Source organism: Vibrio mexicanus (assembly GCF_001012815.1).
Taxonomy (GTDB): domain Bacteria; phylum Pseudomonadota; class Gammaproteobacteria; order Enterobacterales; family Vibrionaceae; genus Vibrio; species Vibrio mexicanus.
The window spans coordinates 108,822-127,814 of the sequence record NZ_JYJP01000027.1 but is presented as its reverse complement, the minus strand read 5'-3'; the positions used below and the strand labels follow the sequence as shown (position 1 = coordinate 127,814).

12 protein-coding genes and 6 pseudogenes are annotated in these 18,993 nt (G+C 44.8%); 7 read left to right on the top strand and 11 right to left on the bottom strand.

The window, feature by feature from the left end; translation table 11 throughout:
* The 3 genes and pseudogenes from UA76_RS24455 to UA76_RS05555 form a co-directional block, all read left to right on the top strand.
* Positions 1-207 (top strand): annotated as a pseudogene (locus UA76_RS24455) (hypothetical protein); the annotation flags it as partial.
* A 167-nt stretch (positions 208-374) separates the two neighbouring features.
* Complete coding sequence (locus UA76_RS05560) at positions 375-641, top strand: GrxA family glutaredoxin (RefSeq protein WP_047043858.1); 267 nt, start codon at positions 375-377, stop codon at positions 639-641.
* Positions 642-845: 204 nt separating this feature from the next.
* Positions 846-2,527: pseudogene (locus tag UA76_RS05555) on the top strand (aspartate:alanine antiporter).
* Between the two features lie 222 nt (positions 2,528-2,749).
* On the opposite strand, the gene UA76_RS05550 reads toward UA76_RS05555, so the two are convergent.
* The 7 genes and pseudogenes from UA76_RS05550 to UA76_RS05525 form a co-directional block, all read right to left on the bottom strand.
* Positions 2,750-3,439 carry a hypothetical protein gene (locus tag UA76_RS05550; protein ID WP_157617574.1) on the bottom strand — a complete coding sequence of 230 codons (690 nt, stop codon included), beginning with the start codon at positions 3,437-3,439 and terminating at the stop codon, positions 2,750-2,752.
* Positions 3,412-3,678, bottom strand: coding sequence for a hypothetical protein (locus UA76_RS05545; protein WP_047043854.1), 267 nt, complete (start codon positions 3,676-3,678; stop codon positions 3,412-3,414). The genes UA76_RS05550 and UA76_RS05545 overlap by 28 nt, the downstream gene beginning before the upstream one ends.
* Before the next feature lie 423 nt (positions 3,679-4,101).
* The gene (gene fabV, locus UA76_RS05540; protein WP_047043852.1) at positions 4,102-5,304 is read right to left on the bottom strand and encodes an enoyl-ACP reductase FabV; all 1,203 of its coding nucleotides are present in this window, start codon (positions 5,302-5,304) and stop codon (positions 4,102-4,104) included.
* Positions 5,305-5,537: 233 nt separating this feature from the next.
* Positions 5,538-7,819, bottom strand: a pseudogene (locus tag UA76_RS05535) (acyl-CoA dehydrogenase).
* Positions 7,820-7,929: 110 nt separating this feature from the next.
* Positions 7,930-8,555 (bottom strand): annotated as a pseudogene (gene psrA, locus UA76_RS05530) (TetR family transcriptional repressor PsrA).
* Positions 8,556-8,933: 378 nt separating this feature from the next.
* Positions 8,934-9,434, bottom strand: a complete 501-nt coding sequence (locus tag UA76_RS23375) for a GGDEF domain-containing protein (RefSeq protein WP_052771959.1) — start codon at positions 9,432-9,434, stop codon at positions 8,934-8,936.
* A gap of 17 nt (positions 9,435-9,451) precedes the next feature.
* The gene (locus UA76_RS05525; protein ID WP_052771958.1) at positions 9,452-10,870 is read right to left on the bottom strand and encodes a tetratricopeptide repeat protein; all 1,419 of its coding nucleotides are present in this window, start codon (positions 10,868-10,870) and stop codon (positions 9,452-9,454) included.
* 176 nt (positions 10,871-11,046) lie between these two features.
* On the opposite strand from UA76_RS05525, the pseudogene UA76_RS05520 reads away from it, so the two are divergent.
* The 3 genes and pseudogenes from UA76_RS05520 (at position 11,047) to UA76_RS05510 (ending at position 13,192) form a co-directional block, all read left to right on the top strand.
* Positions 11,047-11,960 (top strand): annotated as a pseudogene (locus tag UA76_RS05520) (1-aminocyclopropane-1-carboxylate deaminase/D-cysteine desulfhydrase).
* Positions 11,961-11,997: 37 nt separating this feature from the next.
* On the top strand, positions 11,998-12,267 hold the full coding sequence (locus UA76_RS05515) for a DUF1496 domain-containing protein (RefSeq protein ID WP_047043850.1): 270 nt from the start codon (positions 11,998-12,000) through the stop codon (positions 12,265-12,267).
* Between the two features lie 100 nt (positions 12,268-12,367).
* Positions 12,368-13,192: an HDOD domain-containing protein gene (locus UA76_RS05510; protein ID WP_047043875.1), complete on the top strand. Its 825-nt coding sequence runs from the start codon at positions 12,368-12,370 to the stop codon at positions 13,190-13,192.
* Positions 13,193-13,302: 110 nt separating this feature from the next.
* On the opposite strand, the pseudogene UA76_RS05505 reads toward UA76_RS05510, so the two are convergent.
* A pseudogene (locus UA76_RS05505) lies at positions 13,303-14,627 on the bottom strand (peptidoglycan DD-metalloendopeptidase family protein).
* A gap of 172 nt (positions 14,628-14,799) precedes the next feature.
* On the opposite strand from UA76_RS05505, the gene UA76_RS05500 reads away from it, so the two are divergent.
* Positions 14,800-15,675 carry an aspartoacylase gene (locus UA76_RS05500; RefSeq protein ID WP_047043848.1) on the top strand — a complete coding sequence of 292 codons (876 nt, stop codon included), beginning with the start codon at positions 14,800-14,802 and terminating at the stop codon, positions 15,673-15,675.
* 62 nt (positions 15,676-15,737) lie between these two features.
* Here the strand turns inward: UA76_RS05500 and UA76_RS05495 are convergent, their stop codons facing one another.
* The 3 genes from UA76_RS05495 to UA76_RS05485 form a co-directional block, all read right to left on the bottom strand.
* Positions 15,738-16,847: a CobW family GTP-binding protein gene (locus UA76_RS05495; protein WP_047043873.1), complete on the bottom strand. Its 1,110-nt coding sequence runs from the start codon at positions 16,845-16,847 to the stop codon at positions 15,738-15,740.
* A gap of 139 nt (positions 16,848-16,986) precedes the next feature.
* On the bottom strand, positions 16,987-18,324 hold the full coding sequence (locus UA76_RS05490) for a dihydroorotase (protein ID WP_047043846.1): 1,338 nt from the start codon (positions 18,322-18,324) through the stop codon (positions 16,987-16,989).
* A 79-nt stretch (positions 18,325-18,403) separates the two neighbouring features.
* A complete protein-coding gene (locus UA76_RS05485; protein WP_047043845.1) occupies positions 18,404-18,880 on the bottom strand; it encodes a Fur family transcriptional regulator in 477 nt (158 codons plus the stop codon).
* Positions 18,881-18,993: the final 113 nt, after the last annotated feature.

The window sequence follows — 18,993 nt, the reverse complement described above, 5'->3', positions numbered from 1 at the left end:
CTCGCCCTTCGGGAGCGTGTCACAGAGTCAACTTCTACGTTAAATGACTTGGAAAGAACTCGTTATTCCGCTTCGTCATTTGCCTTGAACTTGAATCAGTGGCCACGCTCTGAATCCTGCATCTTGAAGTCACTTGGGTATAGCTTGCCTGTAGCGTTTGAAAATAAACTTGACCAAGTGCAAGTTGCTAACATAAACCACAATTAAATTGTGACTTTGTGTTGTGCCCCGCCTTCGTTTAAATCTATTTGTTTGAAACGCCGCCAACTAAACTAATAATAGGTCTTTCCTATCGCAGCGAAAGGCAATTCCATCTTTATTTCCAGACGTAATTGGTGCATAGTTTCTGGTAACAAAATAAAGGAGAAAGATTTATGTTCGTAGTTATCTTCGGTCGCCCAGCTTGCCCATACTGTGTACGAGCTAAAGAGCACGCAGAAACACTAAAAGCTCAACGTGACGACTTCAACTACCGTTATGTTGATATTCACGCTGAAGGAATCAGCAAAGCTGACCTAGAAAAAACTGTAGGTAAGCCAGTAGAAACTGTTCCTCAAATCTTCGTTGATCAAGAGCACATCGGTGGTTGTGATGACTTCGAAGCTTACGCAAAAGAGCACCTAGGTCTTTTTGCTGAGTAATCAGAATTCGATTTAACTAACCCGCTAATTATTAGCGGGTTTTTTTATGTCTTTTGACAGTTCATGCCTTACGTCAGCTAATGGAAAATAATAAATTATTTCACTTAATTTTCTCATGGATTCAGTTACAATTCGCACTCTTACCGTATACCAACTAAATTTTTGGTATAACCTTTTTGCTGGCATAACCCATAGAGCCGCGCTGTGAATATCGACGTTGTACTTTTGCTTGAACAAAACCCCATCCTACTTATTTTTGTAGTCCTCGCGATCGGTCTTGCCTTTGGTAAGATTCGATTTGGTAGCCTTGTCCTAGGTAACTCCATCGGTGTGTTATTAACTTCACTGGTCATGGGCCACTTGGGTTTCTCGTTTAATGCTGAAGCGCTCACTATAGGCTTTATGCTGTTTATCTACTGCGTGGGTATCGAAGCTGGGCCGAACTTCTTCGGTATTTTCTTTAGAGACGGAAAACACTATCTAATATTAAGCTTGGTTGTATTGGTTACCGCGATTGCGATCACGCATTTCTTCAGCCAATTCTTCGGCCTCGATTACGGCTTATCTGCAGGTATGATGGCGGGCGCACTCACTGCAACGCCTGTGCTCGTTGGCGCGCAAGATGCACTGAGCTCTGGTTTAGCTGAAATACCACGCAATATGGATTTCTCACTCGTGATAGAGAATCTCTCCGTCGGTTATGCGATGGCGTATTTAGTCGGCTTAGTAAGCATGATTATGTTTGCCAAGCTTCTGCCAAAGCTTCAAAAACAAAACCTATCTGATTCTGCTCAGCAAATTGCTCAGGAGCGTGGCCTCGGAAGTTCCGGTCAGCGTAAAGTCTACTTACCTATCATTCGTGCTTACCGTGTCGGGCCAGAGCTTATTGATTGGACCGATGGCAAGAACCTTCGTGAGCTGGGTATCTATCGCCAAACTGGCTGTTACATTGAGCGTATCCGCCGCAACGGTATTTTGGCCCACCCAGACGGCGATGCGATTCTTCAAGAAGGTGATGAAATTGCGTTAGTAGGCTTTCCAGATAGTCACGCCCGACTCGATCCAAGCTTTAGAAACGGTAAAGAGGTTTTCGATAGAAACCTACTCGACTTACGGATTGTTGAAGAAGAAATCGTAGTAAAAAGTGACAGCATGGCGGGTAAGCGACTATCTGACTTGAACCTATCCGAGTATGGCTGTTTCCTTAACCGCGTTGTGCGTGCTCAGATTGAAATGCCGATGGACTTAGACATTGTTATCGCCAAAGGTGACGTTCTTCAGGTGAGCGGTGAAAAGAGCCGTGTGCATGGCCTTGCGGAAAAAATTGGTTTCATCTCTATCCATAGCCAAATGGCTGATCTACTCGCATTCTGTAGCTTCTTTATTCTCGGCGTGATGTTTGGCTTAATCACTATGACGTTTGGCCAAGTTTCGTTCGGCTAGGTAACGCGGTGGGGCTATTGCTCTCCGGTATCACATTAGGATTTTTAAGAGCGAACCATCCAACCTTTGGCTATGTGCCTCAAGGGGCGCTAAATATGGTTAAAGACCTTGGCCTAATGATCTTTATGGTGGGTATTGGTTTAAGTGCTGGCGGCAAGATGTTTGAGCACCTGACTCAAGTCGGCCCACAGATACTTGGATTGGCGCTGATCGTCAGTGTCGTTCCTGTTGCATTGGCTTACCTAGTGGGTGCGTATATTCTTAAGATGAACCGAGCACTACTATTCGGTGCAATCATTGGCGCTAGAACCTGTGCGCCTGCAATGGACATTGTGAATGAGTATGCCAAATCAACCATTCCAGCTTTGGGCTACGCAGGTACTTATGCCATTGCGAATATTTTAATGACGCTAGCAGGCACCATTTTAATCATTCTGAGCTAAAGCTTGTTTAGGTTAGGACTAAGAAAAACCAAAAAGCTGCCATATCATTGGCAGTTTTTTTGTTCTCGTTTAAACGCTATATTTTTCGTCATCCGGAGTTAGATCTTAGAGCAAGATTAAGTTGAACCATGTATGAAAAATGCAGATAGCACTATTAACTACTACCATCTGCACGTCCTCTGCCAATATTAAAATTATCTGAGTAAAGTTAACTAAGTGGCTTTATTTTGCATTCACAGCATATGGCAACATCGCTGCGATGTCGTTTACTTTTGCCCGTGCAGAAGCACCACCTACACCAATAACTTCTAAGTTACCCTCGTCGTTCTCTCTAAGAACTGCTGGGTTGTCAATATCGAACGTATACTGCCCTGCAGCAAGCTCATGGTGTTTTCCATCGTGATCAACACCTGTCACTGTCATTTCAATGACATCTCCTACATTGTGACTAGCTGGTGTTGTAAAAGTATATGGTGCCGCTGCAACTTCCACGTAGTGAACATTATCAACGACAACACTCACGTTATTACTGGTTACACCATCAAGTGATGCTCTTACGTGTACTTCGCCAGCCTTAAGCGCTGTAAGTACTTCACCTTCAATTTTTATTACACCAGTCGCACTTGCATTATTGAGATGCCAAGTCACGCTTTCGGTAACATCCCGGCTAGAACCGTCATCAAACTTTGCAGTTGCACCGACGGTTGTTGTCGTACCTGGAGACAATTCTGTTTCTTGAATATCAATTGATACAGAGTCAACTATCGCATCAGGTGCTTCGCCGATAATGATGGTGGCATACTCACTTTGATGACCATCTTTCTCCGCTCGTACCATCCCCGTGCCTTGCTTAACACCAAACACGACGCCGTTATCCGCAACGGTCATGAGGCGGGATGGATATTGAACCACTCTACTTCATCGGTTAGTAACTCAGCATCACCATTAGTGTATAGAACCATCGTTCTTAGCTGCAACGTTTCTCCTACATTTACCGAGCGGCCGTCTTCAAGAATACCCATTGCTTGGATTTCGCGCTGTTCATATTCAGCCTCGACTTGATTAGTAGTTTGACCTTCCATTGCAGACACGCTGCCCGCTGCGAATAAAATAGCTGAGCCTACTGCGACAATTGATTTTTTAAGTTTCATGATTCACCTTGAACAATTAATGAAGACACAAGCTACTTTGGCTTGCAACAAAACCTTACGTTCAAGTTTGGCAATGATTCAAATAAAACAACATTAACCGCCATTTAGATTTTGTCTGTGATTATGAGACATAAGTAAATGAAATTAAGGAATATTTTAGCTAGAGAATGGAAGGAAGATTGGACGTGTTTGGAGAATAATATTTAAGATTAAAGAAATGAAAAAAAATAGCCTCATACAAACTATTTGAAGCGTCAAATATATAGATATTTGAAAAGTTAACTGAGGTTAATTTGTAAATATCGCCAATTGAAAAACATTTTTTTACCTAGTTTAAGCACTAAATTTTCCAGATATAGAAGTCTTAGGCAATAAAAAAGCCAGTAGCAATGCTACTGGCTTTGAACGTTGGTTCGATCTAAATTAGATATTGATGATATCTGCTTCAACTGCAGGGTTTACGTCTGCTTCGTAGTCAACACCTTCCACACCGAAACCAAATAGCTTCAAGAACTCTTCTTTGTACTCAACGTAGTCAGTCAGTTCTTTCAGGTTTTCAGACGTAATTTGTGGCCATAGGTCACGACAGTGCTGCTGAATGTCTTCACGCAGTTCCCAGTCATCTAGACGTAGGCGGTTGCTCTCATCCACTTCTGGCGCGCTGCCATCTTCTTTGTAAAGACGCTGGCTGAACATACGGTAGATTTGCTCCATACAACCTTCATGTACGCCTTCTTCACGCATTTTCTTGAACACCATTGCGATGTATAGAGGCATAACTGGAATTGCAGAACTTGCTTGTGTTACAACCGACTTAAGTACCGCTACGTTTGCGCTCCCGCCAGTTGTTGCTAGCTTCTCGTTCAAAGCTGTTGCTGCGCGGTCTAGGTCCATTTTCGCTTTACCTAGTGCACCATCCCAGTAGATTGGCCAAGTCAGTTCAGTGCCAATGTAGCTGTAAGCAACTGTTTTACAACCATCAGCTAGAACACCAGCTTCAGAAAGTGCGTTGATCCAAAGTTCCCAATCTTCACCGCCCATTACAGTTACAGTGTCTTTGATCTCTTCTTCTGTCGCAGGCTCTACGCTTGCTTCAATGATCACGTCTTTGTTTGTGTCAACAGCCGTTGATGTGTATGTTTCGCCGATAGGCTTTAGAGATGAACGGATCAGTTCACCTGTTTCAGGAAGTTTACGTACTGGAGATGCCAGTGAGTAAACCACCATATCGATTTGACCAAGATCTTCTTTGATCAATTCGATTGTCTTTTGCTTCGCTTCGTTTGAGAAAGCGTCGCCGTTTAGGCTTTTAGAGTAAAGCCCTTCTTCACGCGCCAGCTTGTCAAAAGCAGCAGCGTTGTAAAATCCTGCCGTGCCCGGCTTTCTTTCCGTGCCTTCTTTTTCGAAGAAAACACCAATCGTTGACGCACCGCCGCCGAATGCTGCAGCAACGCGAGACGATAGGCCGTAGCCGCTTGAAGAACCCACAACCAGAACGCGCTTAGGTGCATTCTTAATTGGGCCTTGTGCTTTTGTGTAAGCGATTTGTTCTTTTACGTTTGCTTCACAGCCCACAGGGTGTGTTGTAGTACAGATAAATCCGCGAATTCTAGGTTTGATGATCATATTCAACTTCCTTCAAAAATCCCCGCTAGGATAAAAGTTTCGCAGGGAAATGGCATCTAATTTCTTCAAAAACACGCGATTTTACCAAGTGGTTGGAGCACTGAGCCCAAAATGATGAGAATAATTTGGTTTGTTATCGACAAACTCCGAACTTCGTCACTCTTAGTACGATTCAAGCCCACCAAAACGAAAAAGCGACGCTGGAGAGCGCCGCTTTTGGTGTCTGTGAGCGATTAAGCCACACTGTTTAGTTTAGGTTTATTAACCTTATTGGTACGAACTTCGCTGAAATCGTGGCTAAAGTGGTCAACTTGAATCGCTTGATAGCGCAGTGCATCGGCACTTTTTACTTTATCCACTTCTTCTTGAGTCAGCACGTCTGCTTTCAGTGCTTGTTCTAGCCTCACATCCAGCAGTCCTTTACGATCGACCTTCCCTTCCTTCACCGCTTTAAACAGTTTACGTTCAATTGGCTTGATATCGTACATCGCTAGGAATGCACGTTCCATTAGACCTACATTGTCGTTTGGCTCATCACCGATGTAGCAAAGGTGAGTCAACCTATCTCGGTGAGCACCCGGTGTCATTAGGCTTTCAGCCAACTTCACCGCAAGCTCATCACTTGGTTTCTTGAAATGATTGCCCAACGGGAAAATAAGCCCTTTAAGCAATACGCCCACTGATTTCTGAGGGAAGTTGGTATACGCCTCTTGCAATGATTGCGCTGCTTGATGGAAACAATGTTGAATCGCGTAGTGAACGTAATTCAAGTCTTCTTGCTGGCGACCTTCATCTTCGTATTTCTTCAATACCGCTGAAGCCATGTACAAGAAACTCAAACCGTCGCCTAAACGTGCCGAGATCATCTCTTTACGTTTTAGCTCACCACCTAGTGACAACATAGCAAAGTCTGCACTTACCGCCAGAGCGCGACTCAATCGAGTCAGGTCTTTATAGTACGGCTGAGTTGGCCCGCTCATACTTGCAGAGATGAAACGTGAGCCTGTTAGTGCAGCGCCAAATGCACCTAGTGTGTTTTTCGTTGCATGACCAATATGACCAAACAGAAGCTTATCGAACTCTTTCGCTCCCTCTTTTTCATCTGGGTTAGCCGCTGCTTCCATCTCTTTCAGTACGTATGGATGACAACGCGTTGCACCTTGACCAAAGATCATAAGATTGCGAGTTAGGATATTCGCGCCTTCTACCGTAATCGCCACTGGTACACCAAGGTAAGCAGACGTTAAATAGTTCATCGGACCCGCCTGAATCGCGCGGCCAGAGTGAATATCCATAGAGTCGTTGAGAATAGTACGCGCAATCTCTGTCATGTGATATTTGGCAATAGCAGTAACGATCCCTGGTTTTTCTTTGAGGTCTAGCGAGGTAGTGGTCAATGTGCGGGTTGCTTCTAATAGGTACGTTAAACCACCGATTCGGCCTAAAGCTTCCGCGACGCCTTCAAACTTACCAATCGACATACCAAACTGTTTACGAACATAAGCGTATGCACCTGTCGTACGAGAAGTTAAGTGACCAATCGCTGTACCAAGCGCTGGCAGTGAAATACCGCGACCTGCTGATAAACACTCCACCAGCATACGCCAACCTTTACCCGCATACTCCGCACCACCAATCAACCAATCGATTGGGATAAAGACATCTTCACCGCGAGTTGGGCCATTCATAAATGCAAGGCCAATGGCGTCGTGACGCTCACCCACTTCCACACCTGGATGAGAAGTTGGAATCAAGCACACGTGATGCCCAGCTCTTCCTTATCGCCCAGCAAACCTTCTGGGTCATTCAGTTTGAATGCAAGGCCAAGAACCGTAGAGACCGGCGCAAGGGTAATGTATCGCTTGTTCCAGCTCACTTTGACGCCAAGAACTTTTTCACCTTCATGCTCGCCATAACAAACCACACCTTGGTCTGGAATACCGCCCGCATCAGAGCCCGCTTCTGGACCTGTCAGGGCAAAACATGGAATATCGGTGCCGTCTGCAAGACGCGGTAGCCAGTAGTCTTTTTGCTCTTGCGTACCATAGTGAGAAATCAGCTCACCCGGGCCAAGTGAGTTTGGCACCATCACGGTAACCGCTGCACTGATGCTGCGCGTTGCAATGCGAGATACGATTGTCGAGTTTGCCAACGAAGAAAACTCTCTGCCGCCAAACTCTTTCGAGATGATCAGAGAGAAGAAGCGCTCTTTTCTCATGAAATCCCAGACTTCTTTTGGAAGGTCGCGATCGTGTTTCACGATTTGATAGTCATCCAACATCTCAAGCAGTGTTTCTAGCTCGTTATCCATGAATGACTGTTCGTCAGAAGACAGAGCAGGTTTAGGATATTGATGGAGCTTATTGAAGTCAGGTTTACCTGAAAACAGCTCCCCATCCCACCATACGCTACCAGCTTCCATTGCTTCTTTCTCGGTTTCCGAGAGAGGTGGCAGTACCTTTTTAAAGAAAGTAAATGCGGGATCGCTGATCCATTTTCTTCGTAGAGAGCTCATAACCAGATCCTTTTGTTCTATTGGCCTTGGTTTTTTATTGGCCTTGTTTCAAGTCATTTTTATAATTTTAATTTTGGTAATCACTCCGCTATTTTGCGGATGTAATGACCTTATTCAGCCGCGACGCCTGCCGCTAAATAAGGGATCAACATGTCAACGACCACTTTGGCATCGACATCTTGGTTGAAATCGTTCTCGCAATTTCTGCCAAAGCTTGGCTTGAAGCCATGGTGAATACACAAGTCCCCAGAGTGAAGTGCAAACGCCAAAACAGCGTTTCACGAGTAAGGCTTGGATTCGCTTTCATTACCGATTCAGTAAACAGATTCAGTACATCTTGATAGCGGGTTGTAATGAACCAACGCAAGTGCCCTTGAACATCGGTATAGCCTCTGCCAATTAGCAGCATGAATTTACTGGTCCCATTAGGGCGCACACTATTAAGAGAGCGCAACGGGCCTCTTAATGATTCGAACACGTCCGCCATCTCATAGCTTTCATTCAAGTTCAAAGTGATCAACGCATCTTGCACAGCTGGCATGAAGGCTTCTAGGTAACGATCGAGCACCGCTCGCACCAAGGTCTTTTTATCGCCAAAATGGTAATTCACCGACGCTAGATTAACGCCTGCTTTGCTAGTGATATTTCTCAGCGACGTATCATTAAACCCTTGTTCTGAAAAAAGAACCTCGGCTACATCCAGTATCTTTTCCTTAGTACTAACGCCTACTGCCATTTCAATCACCCGTATTAAACACCTGTTTGAAATATACTCTCGACACAATTGATTAACAAGCAATTAACATCACATTTTTACTTTTTGGTCCGACCAGAAGGCCAGTGTCGAAGGTAACTTACTGATTTGATGAGGGTTGGAAGAAAATCGAATTTTTTTTCAATTTTTTGGGAACTGTTTGAGAAACGCCCGGTCTGAATATGTGTAGAAAGCAGGGCATTGAGAGTTTCACAGGCCGTCAAACTTGTTTCTTAACTGCGCTACATTTTACGCTGCTTTTTCTTATTAACTCCTATGTTTGTATGCCCAGAACACATTTGTTCTGGGCTTTTTTTATGCTCGCAGTTTAAAGGGGCTCAGGGATGGTTTGAGGCTCGATTATGATTCTGAAGCCAGAACCGCTTGATCTCGACCCGCTCGTTTAGCGGCATACAAACTCTCATCAGCTTCAACAAAAGTGCTACTGTCGGCAATAGATTCGACATTAACTGGATTACTCGCTCCGATGGAAACAGTAACCGCTAACTCCCCTTTATTTGTATCGTACATATTCGTTGCGATAAGCGCGCGTATTTCACCTAGCCGTTGAACATCATCAGCGCCGCTTTTAAGTATCCAAAGGAACTCTTCCCCACCCCAACGAATGAACAACTCTTCTGCGCCGACGCTGTGCTGTATTCTTCTCGCAGTCTCGACTAAAACTTGGTCTCCCACCTCGTGTCCATATTGATCATTGATCTTCTTAAACCAATCAAGATCGATTAACACTACTCGATACATTGCATTACGATTCAATATGTCACCATCTTCCATTTGGTGCTGGAAATAACGGCGGTTATTGACTCCAGTCAGCTGATCAGTGAAAGATAAGTTTTGCAAATCGCGGTTCTTACTCTTCACTGTATGCGAGTAACGAAGGACAACCAAGAAAGCAAACACAGCAAATGCCCCCAAATTAAAGCGATTCGAAATCGAAGTTTTTCCTTACTCAGTTCCAACATATTGAGTTGTCCCTGAGCACTGAGTAGATCTCGCTCTTGCTCTAGCTGACGAGTGTCAAAGGCAAACTCAAGTGCATAGACCTCATTGATCATCTGTTGCCATTGCTGCTCTCGATACTCCTTGTAGAGTTCTAAGGCTTCTTTAGCTCTACCTTGCTTTTCATAGACTTCGGCCATCAATAGATTGGCTCGAATCAGCCATCGTGTATGGTTTATCTCACTAAAAAGACTGAGAGCCTGATTGGCTGTATTCTCGGCATCGGCAAGATCTCCATTCGCCAGTTGAGCCTTGGCCAAAATAAAGTAACAGATGCCTTTTTGTTTTGGGTAAGACTGAGTTAACGCAAGTTCAACACATTCCCGACTCACTGCCGCTGCTTTATCCAGCTCAGCGCGCAACAGGTTTAGCCGTGCTTCTGCTTTGAATTTAATAACTTTAATGAATGGGGATGCGCTTTGCTCAACAATCGGCAGTGCCTGCTCAAAGGCGTATTGAGAGCTTTGCAAATCCCCCAGACGATTGTAAACAAAAGACTCATTGAGCCAAATCACCGCTAAAAGATCTGCTCTCTTACCCGACGTTTCATTGATTTTTCGCGCATTCTCTAAATACGTAATTGCTTTGTCCCACTGTTCTAAGTGCACATATAGCAGGCCTAAATTGTTGTTTAATCGGCCATTAATGATCGAACTCGGATACCTTTTACCTAACTCGATCCCTTTGTAAAAGTGCAGTTGAGATTGTTTAAGTTGATTGTTGGCGTTATACAAAATGCCGGCAGTGTTATACGCCTTTAGCAGCAAGTAGTGACGACCATAAGCCTCAAATGACGAGATAGCACGCTCAATGAGTGCAATCCCTTCTAGATATTCTCCAGCCCTAAGTCGAGCGTAGGCGTCTTCACTTTGTATGTACGGCTCTACCCAATCGATACCATTTTCATCCGCTAGGGTGAGCAATTGCGTTGTGACTTTGTCTATTGCCTGCTGGTCTTTCTGATGCACAGCCAGCTCTCGCTCAACTATACGGAAATAAATCTTTTCAATAGCAGGCGAGCTCTCTCGTATATTGCGGTCTAGTTCAGTTAAACCTTGCTTAACACTATTTGGATTAGATTCAATCTGAGATTGAAGCTCAAGAAGCCGTTTCCCGAACTGCGTGCTTTGGGCTATTTGTTCGTGGGGTTGAGCAAGTTCTGATGAAGGCTGACTGTATTGGAAAGACTTATCAAACAAAAATACGCTCACAGTGGTTGCAAACAACGTGACTATTGCTGCTACACCAATCATCGCTATCACTTTGTATAATCGCATCTAATCTACTTCCCAATCTTTTCTCTTTATGCCAACCAAGTAAAAACTCCTATCATTTTCATTGCTCGGTTGATCGATAATAGCTAAACGTTTTCGTGCCTGATTACCTTTGATCTAAGATATAGCAATCACGGTTAAATCGCGTACTATACGCATTTTACCATCCGATATCTCCCATGAAGCTTTCCGACACGCCCGTTACTCAGCACAGTTTCAACAACCAGCCCTTCTTTTTAAAACGTGATGACCAACTTCATAGCCACTTCACGGGCAATAAAGCTCGCAAACTCATGGCTTGGTTAGAGTATTCTAATAGCGATATCACACACCTGATTGCTTACGGTTCTGTACAAGCGAATTCGCTGTATTCCATGGCAGCTTTAGCATCAATCAAAGGCTGGAAGCTTGAGTTTTTTGTTGACCGCATTCCACAGTGGCTCAAAGAAAAGCCAACGGGGAACTATCGTGGTGCGCTCGAACTTGGCGCGACAGTCCATGAAACCTCAAAGCTGGAATCTGGCCCAGTCCATCCAGCGGAGCATGTTGAACAATTTCGAACCTTAAAACACTGTTTAGTGTTGGAAGAAGGTGGTCGCTCGGTGCGAGCAGAGCAAGGCGTGGCGCAACTGGCGAAGGAGATCATATCTTGGTCTCGCCATCTATCTGAGCCTGCTCTTACGGTGCTTTGCCATCTGGAACAGGAACAACCGCACTTTACCTCCATAAACATCTGAAACCTGTTGGTATTGAAGTTATCACGTGCGCGTGTGTAGGTGGCAGTGAGTACTTGGTTAAACAGTGGGAAGAGTTAGGAGAAGAAGATTTTCCGACAATCTTACAGCCTGAACACAAACATCACTTTGCTAAACTATATAAACAGGACTTTGAGATTTGGAAGCAGCTACAAGAAGAGACTCACATAGAATTTGACCTTCTTTACGATCCTTTAATGTGGCGCTGCTTATTGGAATGGCGAGCAAACAATCCACACAAACAGCTTCTATATATTCATCAAGGTGGCATACTCGGTAATGAAAGTATGCTGCCTCGCTATCAGCGCAAATTCGAAGATTCGGCTTGCTCATGGTAGCTAGGGGCTACAGGCCTTAAATATTGGAGACGTCAACATGAACAAAATCATTACTCTCTGCTTACTGGCATTAGCGCCACTGGCTCACGCAAAGATTATCGCCACGCCAAGTAAGCCAATTGTCGCGGTTGACGGTTCATCCATCGGTAAGCGTGTGTGTTACTACCAAGATCAAGCCTACTCAATCGGCTCAATCCTCCAGATAGGCGACCACTATCTCATCTGCAAAGAACAGAACGATTTTGAGACCAACGGTGCGCTTATGTGGCATCAACTCGATTCAAACAAGCAGACCACAAACAACTAACTAAAAAGCAAAGCCTGTTAACTTTCTCTTATTGTGTAATTTGTAAACATTCTGATTCATATCCTATAGTAAATCTAACACTATCCATGGGGGAATGATGATGACACAACAGGCTTTGATTTCTCGTCTCAATGAACTACCTAGAATTCAAAAAGTACTTCAAGAACTACTCGACCTAGTTAACCAAGATGAAGTGGATTTTGGAGAGCTGGCGGAAAAAATATCGTCCGACCAAGTAATCTGTGCTCGTTTGCTGCGCATGGCTAACTCGGCCCACTTTGGTGGTCAAAAGAGTATTTCATCCGTTAACGATGCCATCATTCGTGTGGGGATGGGGGCGGTGAAAACCTTAGTTGTCGCGTCGTTTCTATCAAGTGCCTTTCCTAAAGTCGACACGCTCGATATGGAAACCTACTGGGTGGATACCTTTGAAGTGTCCGTCATCGCGAGTAAAATTGCCGACCAAAACAACATGGACGCCAACGAAGTCTTCACCACTGGGCTCCTGCACAACATTGGCGAGCTGATGATTCACACTCTAGTACCAGATCAAGCACAGCAAATTGCCAAACGTACCGAAATGGGTGAAGACCCTATCGCCGTTCAAGAGGAGCTACTTGATACCTCAGCACCATCATTAGGGGCCATGCTAGCTAAAGCCTGGAAGTTCCCACTGACTATGGTCGATGCCATTGCGAATGCCCATGATCCTCGAAATTCAGAAGTCGCACCACAAGTCGCGACAACCTTGCACTTAGCCAAAGCGATCAATAAAGATTGGGACGATTTGAGCCAAGAGAAGAAACAAGCGTTCATTGCAAACCATCCAGACTCTAGACTCCTCAACCTCTCTGACAGCTTCGCCGCGATCATTGATGGCGTGAGAGGCAACGGACGAGAGCTTGCAGCACAATTGAATGGTTAACCTTCGCAAATAATAAAGCCATGTTTAGTTTCGACTAAACATGGCTTTTAATTATGAGCGTCCGCTACCTCTAAAATACCTACTCTAGAAAATAGGCATTACTGTATTCTCTAACTCCTTGAAGGGTCGAAAGCAGCATGATCTCTGCTCGAAGCTATTGCTCCTTCAAATTCAGCAACTCGAGCGAGAAATGCTTCTCTGTTTTCATCGGAAATCGAAGTCGCTAAAGGCAAATCAGCCTTCATTGGATCCACAGCCCGATTACGCACTAGCACTTCAAAATGTAAATGAGGACCGGTTAAGCGCCCTGTTGCCCCCGCTTTGGCGATCTCTTGACCACGTTTCACGTAATCTCCTTTCTTGACCAAGAATCGATCTAAGTGCAAGTAGCGAGTGGTATAGACGCTATTGTGCTCAATCACTAAGTACTTACCCGCATACGGGTGGCTTCTCACTCCTACCACTCGACCATCACCCGTCGAGTAAACCGGAGCGCCCACAGGCGTGGCAAAGTCGGTGCCATTGTGAGGCGTAATTCGCCCAGTTACGGGGTGTTTACGCCTAGGATTAAATGGCGATGTGATTCGACGATACTGCTTGTCAATCGGGTAACGAGTAAAAGCCCGTTCTAAACTATTACCTTCGCGATCATAGAATCGACCGTCCTCGCTAAAAATGCCGATACTATGCCGTTACTCAATTCAAAGGAGACAGCTTGAATCTCACGATTTCCAGTTGGGTGGTCGCCTAAAAACTGTTCTCGGACTAAAACATCAAAGCGATCGCCAGCGCGCAGGGTGCGAGCGAAGTCAATTTTGTCACGGAGTATGCGAGCGATGTTTCCAATATGGTTCGACGACAAACCAGCTTGATGAGCAGAAAGTGAGAAGTTGCCCCTAATTTCACCTGAATAATGACGCTCTCGCCACTCACCCTCTTGCTCTAGGAATGTGTATTCAAATTTGCCATCTTCTTCACGAACATAATCCGCTTGCTCAACCAAGCTAATGTTAAACACCAAGCGCGATAACTGTTTGGTCTCTGGCTCCAACACAAACTCTAAGTGATCTCCCGGCTTTATCGTATCAAGCTGCAAAGGCACTTGGTCGGCAATCAGTATTTCCTGAAGGTCTTGATAAGAAATACCGAGCGATGAAAAAACGCCACTTAAGGTATCGCCTACTTTAACAAAGTAGTGAACTCGGATGGGTGAAGGTTCAACGGCCGCTTCGATTGATTCAATAGCGTCAGTTACAGTCACCGTTTGTTCTACTTCAACCAAAGAATTAAATGCGGTGGAGTCGACAACAGCATCAGATTGCTGGGGATCCAAAGAGACCTGATCTTCGTTTGAAGGAGCAATAACGGATAATATAAGTGCACCAGAGAAGGCGGCAACAGCAATGGTAGCTAGGATTTTTTGAGATTGCTTCATGGACGAATTTGCTGCGAAAATTTTTGTTATGTAATAACATAATACCCAGGTTCATTCTTCATGTTATCTTTGATATTGTTCACTCAACTCCATATTTTTTATGTTCAATTTGTGACAAAGTGAAACCAAGTGAACATTCAAACTCAATAATGCAAGGAAGGAATTCGACACTATGATTAACTTTGATCAAGTGCTGCTGGTTGCGGGAACCCATGGCAACGAGCTATCTGGAATTTATATCAACAAACTGATTAAAGATGGGCTTTATCAAGCCGATCGCTCGAGCTTCAAAACTGAATCAATCTTAGCCAACCCTAACGCCATTGAAAAAAATGTCCGTTTCGTCGACTGTGATTTGAATCGCCAGTTCACGCCAGAAAACCGCGCTTTGGAACACTCTAACCAAAATGAAGTCAATGTTGCTAAAGAGTTGATGAGCAAGTACACCGATGTTGATAACCAATTAGTGATAGACCTGCACAATACCACCAGCAACATGGGCGCGACTTTAATCCTGCTCGCAACCGATCCCTTCTATACAAAAATGGGCGCATACGTAAAAGAGAAGATGCCGGAAGCGAACATTCTATTTGAAGACCGCAAAGAGTGGGCAGAGCAACCGTATCTTTGCTCCCTTGGACAACATGGCGTAATGATAGAAGTGGGCGCACAGGCGCACAGTTCATTGAAGTTTGAGACTCTAGAATTAATGAAGACGATGCTCACCCACTTATTAGACTATGTTGAGCTTCATAATCAAGGTGCTTTGGGTGAACTGAAGGGTTACGAAGGCTATTTCTATACAGAAGAAGTGACAGTGCCATTAGACTCGGATGGTATGAGAGCTGCTATTGTACACCAAGATATCTGCGGTAAGGATTTTGAAGCAGTTCAGCCAGGGCAACCGCTTCTCAAGCGATTTACTGGCGAAGACATTCTTTGGGAAGGCAGCGAACAAACTTACCCACATTTCATCAATGAAAGTGCCTACTGTGCAGCAGATAACGCAATGGCGTTAGCGGATAAAAAGTTCGTCGAAGTCGCATAGGCCAAGTAAATACCAAAGAAGCCAATTACAAAAAGAGTGTGGTTGCGACACCACACTATTTTCTATTTTTCTAGGCAGCTCAACAACCTACCTTCAAGGTCTTCGCTGATCTCCTCTGCTATCAGCTCAATCCGGCTCTCCATGCAGTCATCGAGCTCGACTTCTGTCAAACCATCGGGTGTTAGGTTGTAGCCAAACACTCCGCTCTCGGTGATGAATACACCTTTCAAGCGTTCAACTCGTAAACGCGTGAACAAGTTAATCAGGCCTGCACGACCAAACACTTTGTCAGGTGAGAATCGCCACCCCACACTTTTGAAACCTTCCCCTTGATTGGTCGCGCTCAGTACGCCGTTCTCCGGTAACGGAAGCTCTGATGCAAGCGGCTTATCTGAATGGTGATGATCATGGCTATGCTCGTGGTCATGGTCATGGTCATGGTCATGGTCATGGTCATGGTCATGGTCATGGTCATGGTCATGGTCATAAGATGGTTCCGTCGCATTGGACTGAGTCAAACCATCAAAGATTTGATGTTCGATAATGCCTTGCTCGGTAAACAGTAACTCAACACCCCTTAGACCCACTTTTTGCACAAATTCGCTCAAGCGCTCTTTGTCGCCATTTTGGTATAAATCGGTCTTATTCCCGACGACGACATCTGCAATCGCGACTTGCTGAATAAAGGTTTCGTGTTCAGTGTAGCGCTCATCCTCTAGTTTCCGAGCATCAACTAACGTTACCGTCTTTTGCAGCGACAGCACCTCTTGATAGTACTCCGAAGACAACGTCTCCAACACTTCTTTCGGGTGCCCTAACCCTGTAGGCTCAATAAGCAATCGGTCCGGTTTTGCGGTAGTAAGCAGCTGATTTAAAGCAATTTGCATTGGCAAGCCTGCCGTACAGCACATACAACCGCCCGGAACCTCACTAATAAAGACTTGTTTATCAGAGCCACCTTTACCGTCAACTTTTTCACTATCAAGCGATGCGCCATGAATCAACGCACCATCAATGCCAATTTCACCAAATTCGTTCACCAAGACAGCCCAGCGCTCGTTAGCAGGTTTGCTTTTCAATAAGTTCAGAATCGCGGTTGTTTTCCCCGCCCCTAAAAAGCCCGTTATGATATTAGTTGGCACACTTTGTATCTTGTCTTGATTCGTGCTCATGTTAATTTCCCAGTTAAGAGTGTCAGTCAGCACCATCATTCAAGCAGTGCCAAAGGCGTCAAACCCAAAGTGCGAGCCAGCAAGGCTCGCACGTTTCTTTGTTGTTAATCGTTATTGCAAACAGATATCGCTGTGAAAGTTATCGGTTAAACAGCATTCGCATGCCACCTTTAGGCTCAGCTGCCACGTTGCCATCGGCATAAACTTCTTCGCCATTCACCCAAGTAGAGACAATACGCGATCTAAACGTGTGCCCTGCAAAAGGTGACCACTGACAATGATACAGAACATTATCGTGAGTCACTGACGTCTCCCCTTCTAGATCAACAAGCACCAAATCCGCATAGTAACCTGGATTCAAGTAACCGCGTTCTTTTATAGAATAGCGTATCGCAGGATTATGCGCGGTTTTCTCAACCACTTGAGCCAATGTCATTCTTCCATGATGAGCGTGGTCAAGCAGTGTTAGCAATGCATGCTGAACCAAAGGTAAACCTGCTGGTGCTTTGTCGTAGTCTTGCACCTGCTTTTCTTCCCAAGTATGCGGGGCGTGGTCGGTTGCGATGATATCAATTTGGCCGGTTTGCAGCGCTTGAATCAGCGCCTCTCGGTCACTTTCATATTTCACCGCAGGGTTACATTTAATCAAGTTACCTTTTTCAGCGTAATCTTTGTTGCTAAACCACAGGTGATGAACACAAGCCTCGGCGGTAATGTTTTTACCTTCGATCGGGCCTGCTTCAAACAGCTCTAATTCCTTCGCCGTCGTAATGTGTAAAACGTGTAACTGGCTGTTGTGCTTCTTTGCCAGTCCCACTGCGAATGAAGAGGAGGCATAACACGCTTCATCGTCGCGAACTACGGGATGATCTTCTATTGATAGCTCGGATTTGTTCGCCAATACCTTTGCACGATTTTCAGCAATAACAGCGCCACTTTCACAATGCGTCACAATTAGGACTGGTGAATCTCTGAAAATCTCATCCAGCGCTTTAGGATCTTCGACCAGTAAATTGCCGGTTGATGCACCCATAAACACTTTTACACCACAGTGTTTCGTCGGGTCGAGCTTTCTAATCTCTTCAATATTCTCTTCTGTTGCACCCAAGTAGAAAGAATAGTTCGCCACAGAGCTATTCGAGGCAATCTCAAACTTGCTCTCAAGGGCTTCTATAGTTGTCGTCGAAGGGTTCACATTAGGCATTTCCATAAAGCTTGTGATTCCACCCGCCACTGCGGCTCTCGATTCGGAAGCTATGGTACCTTTATGGGTTAATCCTGGCTCACGGAAATGAACCTGGTCATCAATCATGCCTGGTAGCAGATGCAGACCTGTCGCATCAACAACGCGTTCGCCTTCCTTTGGCGTCAGACTCGTGGCTACTTCAGCGATACGCTCGCCTTCAATACGGACATCTTGCTGCGTAACAGCACCTTCATTCACAACAAAGGCGTTTTTAATCAATGTGGATGACATAGTGTCTCTATAAGTCCTTCTATTAACTTGAGTATCATTTTCTTGGGGGTAAGCAGGCCAAGCTTATGGGAATGGTTAGCTACGCTGGCATCTGCTTTAAACAATCATCACAAATGCAATTGATTTCGAGCTGAGGCTGCATAACGGTAAAACCATTTTTTCGAGCTTGGTTCTTTAAATCTAAAATAAGGGAGGATTCGAGCGGTTGCTCACTGATCTTGTTACATTCGGAACAGATGAGAAACTGAGGGGCTTTGTGTTCGTGGTCGCAATCAATATGCTCACAAACTATGTACTTATGGGATGAATTCAACTTATGGACGAGGCAGAGCGATTCTAGAAACTCTAAGGAACGATAAACCGACATCGCTTGGAGCTTCTTGTTGCAGTTCTCCTTTGCATAGTCGACAAGTTCATAGGCAGAGAGCGGCTTCTTTGCATGGAGCAAGGTATAAAGGACGTTACGTCTGGTCGCCGTTAGCGTTTTACCCTGCTCTTTTAGCTTCTTTTTCACCTTCTCTAGAAGCGCTTCAAAACATGTGCCCTTGCTATCCATATTGCCACTCGTAAATCTCAAATCCAATTTTGTTATGTTATAACATCTTTATTAGCATTACCAACGAGACAAGTAGCAAAGCCAATGAGGAAAAGACTCGAAAAGATAACCGA

What these genes read in the sequence shown, in the direction of transcription:
- UA76_RS05525 (WP_052771958.1), bottom strand. Translation starts at nt 10,870, where the DNA reads ATGCGATTATACAAAGTGATAGCGATGATTGGTGTAGCAGCAATAGTC.
- UA76_RS05510 (WP_047043875.1), top strand. Translation starts at nt 12,368, where the DNA reads ATGACACAACAGGCTTTGATTTCTCGTCTCAATGAACTACCTAGAATT.
- UA76_RS05515 (WP_047043850.1), top strand. Translation starts at nt 11,998, where the DNA reads ATGAACAAAATCATTACTCTCTGCTTACTGGCATTAGCGCCACTGGCT.
- fabV (WP_047043852.1), bottom strand. Translation starts at nt 5,304, where the DNA reads ATGATCATCAAACCTAGAATTCGCGGATTTATCTGTACTACAACACAC.
- UA76_RS05495 (WP_047043873.1), bottom strand. Translation starts at nt 16,847, where the DNA reads ATGAGCACGAATCAAGACAAGATACAAAGTGTGCCAACTAATATCATA.
- UA76_RS05490 (WP_047043846.1), bottom strand. Translation starts at nt 18,324, where the DNA reads ATGTCATCCACATTGATTAAAAACGCCTTTGTTGTGAATGAAGGTGCT.
- UA76_RS05545 (WP_047043854.1), bottom strand. Translation starts at nt 3,678, where the DNA reads ATGAAACTTAAAAAATCAATTGTCGCAGTAGGCTCAGCTATTTTATTC.
- UA76_RS05560 (WP_047043858.1), top strand. Translation starts at nt 375, where the DNA reads ATGTTCGTAGTTATCTTCGGTCGCCCAGCTTGCCCATACTGTGTACGA.
- UA76_RS05500 (WP_047043848.1), top strand. Translation starts at nt 14,800, where the DNA reads ATGATTAACTTTGATCAAGTGCTGCTGGTTGCGGGAACCCATGGCAAC.
- UA76_RS05485 (WP_047043845.1), bottom strand. Translation starts at nt 18,880, where the DNA reads ATGGATAGCAAGGGCACATGTTTTGAAGCGCTTCTAGAGAAGGTGAAA.